The sequence below is a fragment of the Vibrio sp. YMD68 genome, assembly GCF_029958905.1.
Classification (GTDB): domain Bacteria; phylum Pseudomonadota; class Gammaproteobacteria; order Enterobacterales; family Vibrionaceae; genus Vibrio.
This window is the reverse complement of record NZ_CP124614.1, coordinates 2,165,939-2,179,586: the sequence shown is the minus strand read 5'-3', so window position 1 is coordinate 2,179,586 and position 13,648 is coordinate 2,165,939. Positions and strand designations below refer to the sequence as shown.

General features: G+C 44.7%; 9 protein-coding genes. 6 read left to right on the top strand and 3 right to left on the bottom strand.

Going from position 1 to position 13,648, the window contains the following annotated elements:
* Window positions 1–367: 367 nt before the first annotated feature.
* The 5 genes from QF117_RS15805 (at window position 368) to oppF (ending at window position 5,986) form a co-directional block, all read left to right on the top strand.
* Entirely contained in the window at window positions 368–2,038 is a 1,671-nt protein-coding gene (locus QF117_RS15805; RefSeq protein WP_282386719.1) for an ABC transporter substrate-binding protein, read from the top strand.
* A gap of 127 nt (window positions 2,039–2,165) precedes the next feature.
* The gene (oppB, locus tag QF117_RS15800; RefSeq protein WP_282386718.1) at window positions 2,166–3,086 is read left to right on the top strand and encodes an oligopeptide ABC transporter permease OppB; all 921 of its coding nucleotides are present in this window, start codon (window positions 2,166–2,168) and stop codon (window positions 3,084–3,086) included.
* Between the two features lie 14 nt (window positions 3,087–3,100).
* Entirely contained in the window at window positions 3,101–4,003 is a 903-nt protein-coding gene (gene oppC, locus QF117_RS15795; protein ID WP_282386717.1) for an oligopeptide ABC transporter permease OppC, read from the top strand.
* 22 nt (window positions 4,004–4,025) lie between these two features.
* The gene (locus tag QF117_RS15790; protein ID WP_017033870.1) at window positions 4,026–4,997 is read left to right on the top strand and encodes an ABC transporter ATP-binding protein; all 972 of its coding nucleotides are present in this window, start codon (window positions 4,026–4,028) and stop codon (window positions 4,995–4,997) included.
* On the top strand, window positions 4,994–5,986 hold the full coding sequence (gene oppF / locus QF117_RS15785) for a murein tripeptide/oligopeptide ABC transporter ATP binding protein OppF (protein WP_017037855.1): 993 nt from the start codon (window positions 4,994–4,996) through the stop codon (window positions 5,984–5,986). Before QF117_RS15790 ends, oppF begins: the two co-directional genes overlap by 4 nt.
* A gap of 204 nt (window positions 5,987–6,190) precedes the next feature.
* On the opposite strand, the gene QF117_RS15780 is transcribed toward oppF, so the two are convergent.
* From QF117_RS15780 to QF117_RS15770, 3 genes are all read right to left on the bottom strand, one after another.
* A complete protein-coding gene (locus QF117_RS15780; RefSeq protein WP_282386716.1) occupies window positions 6,191–8,971 on the bottom strand; it encodes a M16 family metallopeptidase in 2,781 nt (926 codons plus the stop codon).
* A 271-nt stretch (window positions 8,972–9,242) separates the two neighbouring features.
* Window positions 9,243–11,381, bottom strand: a complete 2,139-nt coding sequence (gene pta / locus QF117_RS15775) for a phosphate acetyltransferase (RefSeq protein ID WP_282386715.1) — start codon at window positions 11,379–11,381, stop codon at window positions 9,243–9,245.
* 160 nt (window positions 11,382–11,541) lie between these two features.
* Window positions 11,542–12,738 carry an acetate kinase gene (locus tag QF117_RS15770; RefSeq protein ID WP_282386713.1) on the bottom strand — a complete coding sequence of 399 codons (1,197 nt, stop codon included), beginning with the start codon at window positions 12,736–12,738 and terminating at the stop codon, window positions 11,542–11,544.
* Between the two features lie 359 nt (window positions 12,739–13,097).
* On the opposite strand from QF117_RS15770, the gene yfbV reads away from it, so the two are divergent.
* A complete protein-coding gene (gene yfbV, locus QF117_RS15765) occupies window positions 13,098–13,550 on the top strand; it encodes a terminus macrodomain insulation protein YfbV (RefSeq protein WP_282386712.1) in 453 nt (150 codons plus the stop codon).
* Window positions 13,551–13,648 lie beyond the last annotated feature (98 nt).

Sequence of the window (13,648 nt, the reverse complement as noted above, 5' to 3'; positions counted from 1 at the left end):
TTAGATCAACTGGCGCTCAAATGTTAAATTATTTTTAGTTTTCTAGCATAAGATGCTGTCAAAATGTGTCAGGTTAGAATTTTCGGTACCATAGTCTATTAGCTAAGTCATTTCTATATAAAATCACTGTCAGTCTCTAAAATGATAGTTTTTTTAACTACCATCTATCGCTATTGGAAGAATTATACGTTTTTCTGACGTCAATTTATGGTAAATCGCTTCGATGATTGTTACTGTGTGCCACAATCTTTGTAAGGTTTTAGATTTTTATGCTCATTTTTTGTGCAAAATAAATCTAAATCACTACCTAAACAGGGGTTCTTACAAGGAAGTCATGGATGCAACATAAAAACTTGGAGTTTAATGCATGTACAAGAATAAAATCACTCGTGCGCTTTTCATCAGTGCGGGCCTTTCTCTAGCGCTTACTGGTTGTGGCGATAAGCCAGAAGAAAAACAAGCAGCCACGCCAGCTACGCCAGCAACACTTCCTGAAGTTACCGAATCAACACTTGCTGATGTGCAAGAGATCGTTCGTGGTAACGGTGCAGAAGTTGCGACAATTGACCCACACAAATCACAGGGTGTTTCTGAATCTCACGTTATTCGTGATCTTCTTGAAGGTCTGGTAAACCAAGATGCTGACGGTAATACCATTCCTGGTATTGCTGAAACTTGGGAAACGACAGACAACAAGACATTCACATTTAACCTGCGCAAAGATGCCGTATGGTCAAATGGCGATCCGGTCACCGCGCAAGACTTCGTATTCAGCTGGCAGCGTGCCGTTGATCCAAATACCGCGTCTCCATACGCTTGGTACATGGAATACACCAAGATGGCGAACGCTAAAGACATCGTTGCAGGCAAAAAAGACAAGAGCACACTCGGTGTTAAAGCTGTCGATGATCATACGCTCGTGGTTGAACTTGAGTCTGCTGTCCCATACTTCGTGATGATGGTTGGCCACACAACGACGAAACCGGTACACCAAGCGACAGTAGAAAAGTTTGGTGACCAATGGACTAAGCCTGAAAACTTTGTTGGTAACGGCGCATACGTTGTTGATCAATGGGTCGTGAATGAGCGCTTAGTTCTAAAACGTAACGAAAAGTACTGGGATAACGAGAATACGACGTTAAACAAAGTGACTTTCCTACCGATTGAAAACCAAGTAGCAGAAATGAACCGTTTCCTAGCTGGTGAAGTGGATGTGACTTACGAGATTCCAAACGAGCACTTCCGTCGTCTGGAAAAAGAGCACGCAGAATCACTGTCTATTACTGGTAACCTGTGTACTTACTACTACATCTTTAACACAAAGAAAGCACCGTTTGATGATGTTCGAGTTCGTAAAGCGATTTCATACGCTATCGACCGTAACATCGTAACCGATGCGATTCTTGGTCAAGGCCAGAAACCTGCATACTTCCTGACACCTGAAATCACAGCTGGATTTAACCCAGAAGTTCCTGCTTACGGTAAAATGACGCAACAAGAGCGTGATGCAGAAGCGGCAAAACTTCTTTCTGAAGCTGGTTTCGGCACTGACAATCCACTGAAATTCTCTCTTCTTTACAACACGTCTGAAAACCATAAGAAAATCGCTGTTGCGCTTGGTTCAATGTGGAAGAAGACACTGGGTCTTGATGTTACGCTAGAAAACCAAGAGTGGAAAACGTACCTATCAACAAAAGACGCGGGTAACTTTGAAGTTGCACGTGCTGGCTGGTGTGGCGACTACAATGAAGCATCTTCATTCCTAACGCTGATGAAGAGCACCAACACGACTGGCGGTATTCACTACGACAGTAAAGAATACGATGCGGTTATGGAAAAAGCACTGACGTCAACGTCTGAAGAAGAGCGCACGGCACTGTACCTAGAAGCTGAGCAGTTACTGACTCGAGACATGCCAATCGCACCGATCTACCAGTACGTGAAAGCACGTTTACTGAATCCACAAGTCGGTGGCTTCCCAGTGAATAACCCGGAAGAAAAAATCTACTCAAAAGATCTTTACATCAAAGCTAAGTAGTCAACAAAGCTGATATAAAAATAATAACGATCGATGCTACACGTACTCATTATTGCAATGAGTACGTGTAGCGTATTTTCTATTTTTTACATTGAAATTTTTTGTCACAGACTGAAAGAGTGAGCTTATGCTTAAATTCATCGCGAAAAGGATATTCGAAGCCATACCAACTATGTTGGTGTTGATTACGGTATCTTTCTTTCTTATGCGTTACGCACCGGGAAATCCATTCTCAAGTGAGCGTCCGCTTCCGCCAGAAGTTATGGCTAATATCGAAGCTAAATATGGCCTCGACAAACCTGTTTTTGAACAGTACACCACGTATTTGACTAACGTCATTCAAGGTGATTTTGGGCCATCATTTAAATATCTAGATTACTCAGTAAATGAACTTATCTCTGTTGCCTTACCCGTTTCGGCAAAAGTGGGATTATTCGCGTTTATTTTTACTCTCGTCATGGGGGTCACCGTTGGGACATTTGCAGCATTAAAACAAAATACCTGGGCTGACTATACGGTCATGTCTACCGCCATGCTGGGCGTGGTGTTGCCTTCTTTTGTTCTTGCTCCTACATTGATTTATATCTTTTCCATCAACCTAGGTTGGTTCCCCGCTGGTGGTTGGTTAGACGGCTCGTTTAAATACATGGCATTGCCGGTTGTAGGCATGTCTTTACTGTATGTGGCGACGTTTGCTCGTATCACTCGTGGTTCGATGATCGAAACATTGAACAGTAACTTTATTCGTACAGCTCGCGCTAAAGGTTTGAGTTATCCATACATCATCGTTAAACATGCACTTAAGCCTGCAATGTTGCCGGTTGTTTCGTACATGGGGCCAGCTTTTGTCGGCATTATTACGGGTTCCGTGGTAATCGAAACCATTTTTGGTCTGCCTGGCATCGGTAAATTGTTTGTTAACGCCGCATTTAACCGTGATTATTCGCTAGTAATGGGAGTCACAATTCTCATTGGTTTCCTATTCATCTTATTCAATGCCATTGTTGATATTTTATTAGCAATGATTGATCCGAAGATTCGCTACTAGCAGGAAGGTTGATTATGTTAACAAAGAAAAAGAACCTAGAAGCGATCGAGAAGTTCTCGGAAAACCTTGAAATTGAAGGTCGCAGTTTATGGCAAGACGCCCGTATCCGTTTTATGCGAAATAAAGCGGCCATGGTGAGCTTGTTTGTGCTGATGATCATGACGCTGGCTGTTATTGTTCTGCCGATGATCGCTCAGTATGCGTATGACGACACGGACTGGTATGCCATGCACGCCGCTCCAAGTGCCTCTCACTGGTTTGGTACGGATAGCTTAGGGCGAGACCTGTATGTTCGTACTCTGATTGGTGGACGTATCTCCCTCATGGTTGGTGTATTAGGTGCGTTTGTCGCGGTCCTCATTGGAACACTTTACGGTGCCACATCGGGCTTCATTGGTGGTCGTACTGACCGCATTATGATGCGTATCTTAGAAATTCTTTACGCGGTTCCTTTCATGTTCCTTGTGATTGTTCTAGTCACCTTTTTTGGTCGTAATATCGTACTGATATTTGTTGCCATTGGTGCGATCGCCTGGCTCGATATGGCACGTATTGTTCGAGGCCAAACACTGAGCCTTCGCAGTAAAGAGTTTATCGAAGCAGCACATGTTTGTGGCGTAAGTAACTGGAAGATCATTACTCGTCATATCGTTCCCAACGTATTGGGTATTGTTGCGGTCTATTCAACACTGCTTATTCCAAGCATGATTTTGACAGAATCATTCCTTTCATTCCTTGGTCTTGGTGTGCAAGAGCCGATGACAAGTTGGGGTGCGCTTCTACAAGAAGGTTCGCAGACAATGGAAGTGGCTATTTGGCAACTGATATTCCCTGCGGTATTCATGGTAGTGACGCTATTTTGCTTCAACTACGTTGGTGATGGTCTACGCGATGCGTTAGATCCAAAAGACAGATAACAATAAGATTAAGGAAGCAATGATGAGCTTATTAGATGTCAAAGATCTGCGCGTAGAATTCACTACCCAAGATGGTATTGTCACCGCAGTGAACGACCTGAATTTCTCACTAGAACAAGGTGAAACCCTCGGCATTGTAGGGGAATCTGGTTCAGGTAAATCTCAAACCGTATTCGCAATTATGGGCCTATTGGCCAAGAACGGCATCATCTCTGGTAGTGCGAAGTTCGAAGGCAATGAAATTCTCAACCTGCCAGAAAAAGCATTGAACAAAGTTCGTGCAGAGCAGATTGCGATGATTTTCCAAGACCCGATGACGTCGCTTAACCCTTACATGAAAGTCAGCGATCAGCTGATGGAAGTGCTCATGCTTCATAAAGGCATGGGAAAAGCAGAGGCGTTCGAAGAATCCGTACGCATGCTTGAAGCCGTAAAGATACCTGAAGCGCGTAAACGTATTACTATGTACCCTCATGAGTTCTCTGGTGGTATGCGTCAGCGTGTGATGATCGCAATGGCACTATTGTGTCGCCCGAAACTACTGATCGCTGATGAGCCAACCACGGCTCTTGATGTGACTGTTCAAGCTCAAATCATGGATTTGCTGAATGAACTGAAAGATGAGTTTAATACCGCAATCATCATGATTACTCATGACTTGGGCGTTGTAGCTGGCTCTTGTGACAAAGTGCTGGTGATGTATGCGGGCCGTACCATGGAGTACGGTAGTGTTGATGAAATCTTCTATGAACCAAGCCACCCATACGCAGAGGGGCTACTAAAAGCCATTCCTCGCCTCGATACCGAAGGTGAAATTCTACCAACGATTCCAGGTAATCCACCTAACTTACTTCGTCTGCCACCGGGCTGCCCTTATCAGGACCGTTGTCACCGTGTGATGGACAGATGTATGAGTGAAGCGCCGATCCTTCAGCCATTTGGTGATGGACGCCAGCGTGCGTGTTTTTCTGACTGGGAGACTTGGACAAAATGAGCGAACAAAAATCATTACTGCTAGATGTTAAGAACTTAAAAGTACACTTTAGCATTGCGTCTAAATCTGCTTGGCCATGGTCAAAGCCATCAAACCTTAAAGCGGTAGATGGCATTGACGCTCGTCTATACGAAGGGGAAACCCTAGGTGTGGTTGGTGAATCTGGTTGCGGTAAGTCTACCTTTGCACGCGCCATTATCGGGCTAGTAGAAGCAACCGATGGTGAAGTGGTGTGGCTGGGTCAAGACCTAACCAAAATGCATTCTGTGCAGCGACGTGAAACTCGTAAAGATATTCAAATGATCTTCCAGGACCCATTAGCGTCTCTGAACCCTCGAATGACGATTGGCGATATCATTGCCGAACCCCTTGAGACTTTCTACCCTGAACTGAGTAAGGATGAAGTGAAATCAAGAGTCAAAGAGATGATGACGAAAGTCGGTCTATTACCTAATGTCATCAACCGTTATCCTCACGAGTTCTCGGGTGGTCAGTGTCAGCGTATCGGTATTGCACGTGCACTTATCTTGAATCCAAAGATGATCATTTGTGATGAACCGGTATCGGCTCTTGATGTATCGATTCAGGCGCAGGTTGTAAACCTCCTTAAAGAGCTACAAAAAGAGCTTGGTTTGAGCCTGGTGTTTATCGCCCATGATTTGTCTGTGATTAAGCATATCTCCGACAGAGTGTTGGTGATGTACTTGGGGAACGCTGTTGAGCTTGGTGAAGCGCATGCTGTGTTTGCCGAGCCAAAACATCCTTATACGAAAGCATTGATGTCAGCGGTACCGATTCCCGATCCTCGTCTTGAAAGAGCAAAGAAAATCGAGATGTTGGAAGGGGATTTACCGTCTCCAATTAATCCGCCGTCTGGTTGTGTATTCCGTACCCGTTGCCCGAAAGCAACACAGGAATGTGCAGAGACGAAACCTACGATCCAAGGTAATGATGTGCACGCTGTATCCTGTTTACACGTGAGCATCTAAACTTCGTTAGTTCAGCCTGTGACAGGCTTAAGCGCGATTTCTTAAATGAATCGCGCTTTTTTTGTTTGTGGGTTTTCCCAAAAACTGCGGGTGTTAAAACACTACTACAAAATCTTACAGTCAAAGATATCTATAGTGGAAAAGAACCTATAAATATAAGCCCTATCGAGAGGATAAGGCTTTGTAGTGAAGTATTTATGAAGATTACGATTTTGGTCTAAGGATGCCTTTAACGACCATGGAGTCATCACCAAAGATAAGTGCAGCCCTTTGCTGAACATCGCTTAACGAGATCTTATCAACTTGTGCTTGCGGATCAAAAAGAGGGTCTAAACCATAGCCATGAATGAGATATCTGGCGTAAAACCAAGCTCTTTGCGGCGCATCGTTGTCAATTGGCACGAGATCATTGACTAACTGGCTTCCTACTGCGGCGAGTTCTTCCTCACTAATGGTGAGTAATAAGTCTCGAACAACGTTATCAATGGCCAATTCTACTTTTTCTACATCTTTCGGATCCGTGTCAGCGGTTAACATCCAATCACTGGCTAATTCGCTGTCTTGAGTGACTGAAAATGCATACGGGGCGTAATCTAAACTTAACTCTTCTCGCACATGTGTCGTTAAGCGTTGGGTAAGCATACGCTGAAGCATGTCATCAATAAATATCGCCTTTGCACCACGCTGTTCAGTCTTAGGATTGGTTATTCGCAGCAGGTAGTGGCTGGTGTTCTCTGTGTTTGTCGAAACATCGACGCGTTCATTTTGATAATCCTGATAAGCCACAGTAATGGGTTCATCATTGGTGCCGGTCAGTGGAATTGATGCGATGTACTTTCGGAGCAGTGGTGTAAGCTCTGAAACGTCGAGATTGCCGATGATAACCAGCTTAAAGTTTCTGTTCTTGGTGAAAAGGTCACGATGGACATGCTCTATTTGTAGTGAGCTAACAGCATCAATATCAGAGAGCTCTTGAAAATAGTGCGGGCTAGAGGAAAAATAGCTGATATGGTTGAGCTTTTTGGTGAAAGGTCCGACTGGTGATGAAAGGAAAGAAGCAACCGATTGGTGATATTCTTGTTTAACCGCTTCAAGCTGAGCTTCATCGATATTGATATCAGTAAAGACGGTGTGCAATGCAGCAAAACTGTCGGTCAGGTTCTTCTGGTTACTTTGAAGTTCAATGCCATGTTGAGTAAAGTGGATAAATGGAATGAGCGACAAGTCGTGGCGTCTAAGGTGAGAATCCAATGACGAGCCATCAAAATCACCAATACCACTTCGAGAAACCGTATTAATCGCGATATCGCTCGCCATAAATAACGCTGGGTCTAATGCTGTTTTTCCGCCCCGACTTGCCAAAACCATATGTATTTTGTTTCCAACGCTTTGGTCTTTCTGGTACCAAACCTCTACACCATTGGAAAGTGACCAGGTGTGAATGTTATGCCTTGAATCTAATGCTTGCTGATTGACGATAGAACCTGACATTTTGGGTTCGTTAAAAGCTGTATTAGCGGCGGCTAGCATGAGTGGTTTCTTGGCACGAGCATCGGTATTCTCTCGCCATTTCGTTGCTAAAGCAGTGACCTTTGAAATGTCTTCCTGTTGATCGACGCCAATGACCAGTTGGTAATCAGCAGAGAGTAAGGTGCGTAAATGGCGATTAATACCGCTAACGCTTAGATTTTCAGTCAGCGCCATTAAGTTTTGACGATGTTGTTCTCGGTCTTGTGCAGGCTGACCCAAAATGAGAGAGGTTGCTTTGCCATCAGCGTGTGTCTCTGCGTTGGTATTGTTCCAATCCGTATCTAGGTTATTCAACCGTGTTTGCCATTCGCTGCTTACGAGTTCGAGTTCTTCTTGGCTGATCCCGTGATCACGTAGCTCTGCAATGGTGGTTTGAAACAGTAATTGATTAGCCTCTCTTTTGTCTGAAGGAAAGGTAATTTCAGTCAAAAAAAGACGCTGATAAGGGAGCAAGTAATCTATCGAATATAGCCCCGAAACAGGGAGTGCAGCATCCATAAAGCGAGTTGATAATCGATGCCTAATAACGGTGTGAGCTATCTCATCAAGCCACGCTTCTTGTTGCGCCCCAGTTGTAGTGGTAGCGCGATCACCACGATCGAAAACCATGCCGTAACTTGGGGTTTCATTTTCTTCAATCGTGCTGATTAGATCGGTGAAGTTGTATCTTTGGCCGGTTTTATTAGGTTCAAATTGAGTCTCTAAGGATGTCTCTTCCCAGTTCTCAAATTGCTGTTTGATTAATGATGCAATGTTACTTTGGTCAAAGTTACCATAAATAACGAGTTCAGTTCGAGAGGGCTGATACCATTGGTCATAATAGGCCTTTAGCTCTTCGAGAGAAAGGTTATTGATACTCTCTTTGGTGCCGATCGGGTCGCGATTATGATACTGAGTGCCTTCAAGTAAGTGATCATAATACTTGTACGCGAGCGGTTGGTTTTCTGGTCGACTACGACGAATTTCACCCAGTACAACCCCTTTTTCTTTTTCTACTTCGTCACCTTCTAATCGAATGCGTTGGCTAATGTCACCAAACCAGAGCAGCCCTTTTTCAAGCGAGCTATCATCAGAAAGATCGAGCTTATAGATCGTCTCGTGGAAACTGGTGTAAGCATTCAGGTCGGCCCCAAAGCTCGCACCTGCCTGTTCAAAAAGCGCCACTATGTCGTTGCCCTTAAAATGCTTGGTTCCGTTGAACGCCATATGCTCGAGGAAATGGGCATAACCGAGTTGCTGTTCTGTTTCTTGCAAAGAGCCTGAATGGACAATCAATCGCATTGATACGGGGGCTTTTTCAGAGTGCCTTAAATGGTAAGTAAAACCATTCTCCAGCGTATGACTAGACCAGAGTGGATTGCTTTTCAGTGCAACCGGAGGAGGGGAAGAAGCGCAGCCGAGTAGAATGTAGCTAAATAGAGAAATCACGACCAGACGTATACAATATTTCATCATAAAAACCTCAGTGAACTTTACTTAAATGACACTATAAAATAAATAATTTCAGTGAGTTAGGAACTTCCTTGTAGTGCATGGTGGTTGCGAGTAACCTTAAAAGATATTGATAGAACCATGTTGATTTGACTTACAATTGCGACAAAATCGAAGAGGAAATGAAGGATAATAAAAACCCTCGACATCACTAGGAGTATCGAGGGTTTTATTTATCTGCTGTCTATAAATGTTCTACCGATAAAGCAGCGTGTTAAACGACAGTCGGGTTCTATTAACCTTGAGTCGCTTGAATAGCGGTTAGTGCAATTGTGTAAACAATATCGTCGACTAGCGCACCGCGAGACAAATCATTTACTGGCTTGCGCATACCTTGAAGCATTGGACCGATAGAGACTAGGTCTGCTGAACGCTGTACCGCTTTGTACGTTGTGTTACCCGTGTTTAAGTCTGGGAATACAAATACCGTGGCTTTACCTGCTACAGGAGAGTTAGGCGCTTTAGAAGCCGCTACGTTCTCCATGATCGCTGCATCGTACTGTAAAGGACCGTCAATGATAAGATCAGGACGTTTCTGTTGAGCAATCTTAGTCGCTTCACGTACTTTATCGACGTCTGCGCCTTTACCAGATTCACCTGTTGAGTATGAGATCATAGCAACACGAGGGTCGATGCCGAACGCCGCTGCTGAATCAGCCGATTGAATCGCGATTTCAGCCAATTGCTCAGCGTTTGGATCTGGGTTGATAGCACAGTCACCGTATACCAATACTTGATCAGGCAGAAGCATGAAGAAGATTGAAGATACGATAGACGCATCAGGGGCTGTTTTGATGATTTGGAACGGTGGTACGATCGTGTTGGCTGTTGTGTGAACCGCACCCGATACAAGACCGTCTACTTCGTTATTCTCAAGCATCATTGTGCCTAGGAATACAGAGTCTTCCAGTTTTTCACGAGCAACAACTTCCGTCATGCCTTTCTTGCCACGCAGTTCAACAAGGCGAGCGACGTAGTTTTCGCGAACAGCTTCTGGGTCGATGATCTCAACACCAGCGCCTAGCTCCACACCTTGCGCTGCTGCAACACGGCGAATTTCGTCAGGGTTACCAATCAACACGCAGCTAGCAATACCGCGCTCCGCACAGATAGACGCTGCTTTAACAGTTCGTGGCTCATCACCTTCAGGAAGAACAATGCGTTTGCCTGCTTTACGAGCAAACTCTGTTAGCTGGTAACGGAATGCTGGAGGGCTTAGGCGGCGAATGCCTTGAACACCTTCGGATAGAGAATCAATCCAAGGGCCGTCAATATGGCTAGCAACGTGATCGTTAACGAATTCGATACGCTCTTTATCATCTGCAGGCACTTCTAGGTTAAAGCTCTGTAGGTTCAGGGATGTCTGCCAAGTGTTACCTTGCGCTTTGAAGATAGGAAGACCCGTTTCAAATGCAGGCTTACAAAGCTCGATGATCTGCTCTGGCATGTCATAACCGCCAGTGAGCAAGATAGCGCCGATTTCAACACCGTTTTTCGCGGCAAGAGCCGCTGCAACGATTACGTCAGGGCGGTCAGCGGAAGTCACCAGTAAAGAGCCTGGCTTAAAGTGCTCAACCATGTGAGGAAGAGAACGCGCACAGAAAGTAATGCTCTTAATGCGGCGCTTTTCAATTTCACCGACATTAATGATTTCAGCGTTTAAGTGCTTTGCCATATCAATAGCACGAGTTGCGATTAGGTCAATGCTCCAAGGCACACAACCGAGAACGCGAATTGGGCTCGTGTTGAAGATTTGCATGACTTCAAGGTTAGCTTGTTGCGCACTGTCTGCATCGTCGAAGATTTCAGATAGGTCAGGGCGCGTACGACCCGCTTCATCAACAGGTGCGTTGAATTTGTTGATGATAACGCCCTTGATGCTTTTGTTCTTAGTGCCGCCAAAGTTAGAACATGCGACTTCAATACGCTCTTTAAGCTGAACAGGGTTGTCTGTGCCTGGTGTCGCCACTAAGACAATTTCAGCGCCTAATGTCTTCGCTATCTCCGCATTGACTTGGTTAGCAAATGGGTGCTTACGAGTAGGCACTAAGCCTTCAATTAAAGTCACTTCTGAATCGTTGCTGACTTTGTTGTATTGTTCAACAACAGACTCTAGCAGCACGTCCATTTTCTCGTTACCGATCAGATTTTCAGCAACAGAGATAGGCGTTGGCTGGCCAACCAGAATTGAGCTGTTCGCCGCAATGATCGTTGAGGTTAAATCTGGCTGATCTTTACCTGAACGTGGCTGTGCGATTGGCTTATAGAAAGAAACATTAACGCCCTTGCGCTCCATGGCGCGAAGAACACCCATGCTAACACTAGTCAGACCAACACCAGCACTAGTTGGGATAAGCATAATAGTACGAGACATATGCAAAACACCTTTATTTGAAAAAAAAGCCCAACGACTGATCCCTTAGTTCTCGATTAATCGAGCAATACGATCAATAACAAAGTCCCTTTGGAATAGCGGTTGAGCCCTTATGTATGTACAGAAAATAAGGCCAGTGGCATTCACTGGCCAAAAATAATTATAGTGCGGCTAGACGAGCGGTATCTTCAGCGATTACTAGCTCTTCATTCGTAGAGATAACCATAGCCGGGATACGGCTGTTAGCGGTCGTGATCGTCCCTTCGCTGCCGAAGCGAGCTTTTAGGTTAGCTTCGCCATCGACTTCAATACCGAAGATACCTAGGCGGTTTAGAACCATTTCACGGATAGGACCAGAGTTCTCGCCGATACCGCCAGTGAAAGTGATTGCATCAACGCGGCCATCCAAAGTCGCTGTGTAACCTGCAACATACTTAGCTAGGCGGTGACAGAAAACATCCATTGCACGAGTTGCTTCTTCTTTTTCGCCGTAGTTGTCTTCAACGAAACGACAGTCAGAAGTAACTTCAGTTAGACCAGCAAGGCCAGACTCTTTCGTTAGCATCGTGTTGATTTCTTCAACAGAGTAGCCAAGCGCGTCATGCAGGTGGAAGATGATTGCAGGGTCTAGATCGCCCGAACGAGTACCCATCACAAGACCTTCAAGAGGAGTCAGACCCATTGAAGTATCAACGGATTGACCGTTCTTGATTGCACATACCGATGCGCCGTTACCTAGGTGACAGTTGATGATGTTAACTTCTTCAACGGGTTTATCAAGAAGAGACGCCACTTCACGAGTGATGAATAGGTGAGAAGTACCGTGCATGCCGTAACGACGGATGCCGTGCTCTTTGTACAGCTTGTATGGTAGAGCGTATAGGAAAGACTCTTCAGGCATTGTCTGGTGGAAAGCCGTGTCAAACACAGCAACGTTCTGAAGCTCAGGGAAATTGTGCTTAGCCGCTTCGATACCGATAAGATGCGCAGGGTTGTGAAGAGGTGCGAAAGTCGCCGCGTCTTGAATCCCTTTTAGCACTTCGTCAGTAATCAGAGCAGATTGAGTGAACTGCTCGCCACCGTGTACGATACGGTGACCGATAGCGCCTAGATTAGCTTTAAGCTCTGGCTTAGAAGCAAGAATAGTTTCTACCATGAACGCTAGCGCTTCTTCGTGAGCTGCGCCGTTACCTAGCTGAGCTTCGTGCTTACCATCAAGTTTCCACTTGATGCGGGCTTCAGGAAGGTGCAGACATTCTGCAAGACCAGTTAGGTGCTCGTCGCCAGATACTGCATCGACAACCGCAAATTTAAGAGAAGAACTACCGCAGTTTAAAACTAAAACCAGCTTAGACATGAGTGTGACTACCTGTTATTCGTCTGAAAAAATCAGAAAAGATGAAAATCAATCTCAAGAATAGCTGACCGAGTAAGGGTTACACACTATTCTTGGTAAAAAGTTCGCTTAATTTCCTTTTAATAAGACACCACTTTACTCTGAAAGTCGTGCTCGCAATCCTTGCTGATATCATTGTCATGGTTGCCTAAATGGAAAATAACAGCAACAATGAGTAATAGAGGGTGCAAAGAATAGCGATATTCGACAAATATAACAAAAAAAATTGAAAGAATATTATTTTGAGTCAATTTTTTACTGTAAAAATTGAAAATTTAAAATAATTTAGCAATGGGTCGATTCAATAGTGAGAGATTTCTATGAATGATAAAGTCGGGTTGGTTCACAGCCTCAGAGACGGTCAGAAGTACATGGATACGTGGCCTATGCGTAAAGAGCTCGCTATTTTATTTCCTGAGCAGCGAGTCATCAAAGCAACGCGATTTGCGATTCGTGTTATGCCTGCTATCGCCGCGATCAGTGTCATCACTCAGGTAGCATTTCAAAATCAGCAAGCGCTTCCACAAGCCGTTGTTGTTGCATTATTTGCGATTAGCTTGCCGTTGCAAGGGATGTGGTGGCTAGGAAACCGAGCCAACAAGCAGTTACCCCCTTCGTTAGCCAACTGGTATCGAGAAATGCATCAGAAAATCGTGGAAACGGGAATGGCACTTGAGCCGATGAAACCCAAACCGCGTTATAAAGAGTTAGCTCAAATTCTTAACCGTGCATTTAGGCAGTTAGATAAAAGTGCACTGGAGCGCTGGTTTTAAGGTGAGCATAGGTTTTAAAGTGAACATAGGTTTTTAGATGAAGCCTGGTTGTTAAGATACACACTTGTTTAATGTAAACTTCATTCTGATCAGTGGTT

Excerpts from the sequence above, each read along its gene's own strand:
- QF117_RS15805 (WP_282386719.1), top strand. The coding sequence starts at position 368 with ATGTACAAGAATAAAATCACTCGTGCGCTTTTCATCAGTGCGGGCCTT.
- oppB (WP_282386718.1), top strand. The coding sequence starts at position 2,166 with ATGCTTAAATTCATCGCGAAAAGGATATTCGAAGCCATACCAACTATG.
- oppC (WP_282386717.1), top strand. The coding sequence starts at position 3,101 with ATGTTAACAAAGAAAAAGAACCTAGAAGCGATCGAGAAGTTCTCGGAA.
- QF117_RS15790 (WP_017033870.1), top strand. The coding sequence starts at position 4,026 with ATGAGCTTATTAGATGTCAAAGATCTGCGCGTAGAATTCACTACCCAA.
- oppF (WP_017037855.1), top strand. The coding sequence starts at position 4,994 with ATGAGCGAACAAAAATCATTACTGCTAGATGTTAAGAACTTAAAAGTA.
- QF117_RS15780 (WP_282386716.1), bottom strand. The coding sequence starts at position 8,971 with ATGATGAAATATTGTATACGTCTGGTCGTGATTTCTCTATTTAGCTAC.
- pta (WP_282386715.1), bottom strand. The coding sequence starts at position 11,381 with ATGTCTCGTACTATTATGCTTATCCCAACTAGTGCTGGTGTTGGTCTG.
- QF117_RS15770 (WP_282386713.1), bottom strand. The coding sequence starts at position 12,738 with ATGTCTAAGCTGGTTTTAGTTTTAAACTGCGGTAGTTCTTCTCTTAAA.
- yfbV (WP_282386712.1), top strand. The coding sequence starts at position 13,098 with ATGAATGATAAAGTCGGGTTGGTTCACAGCCTCAGAGACGGTCAGAAG.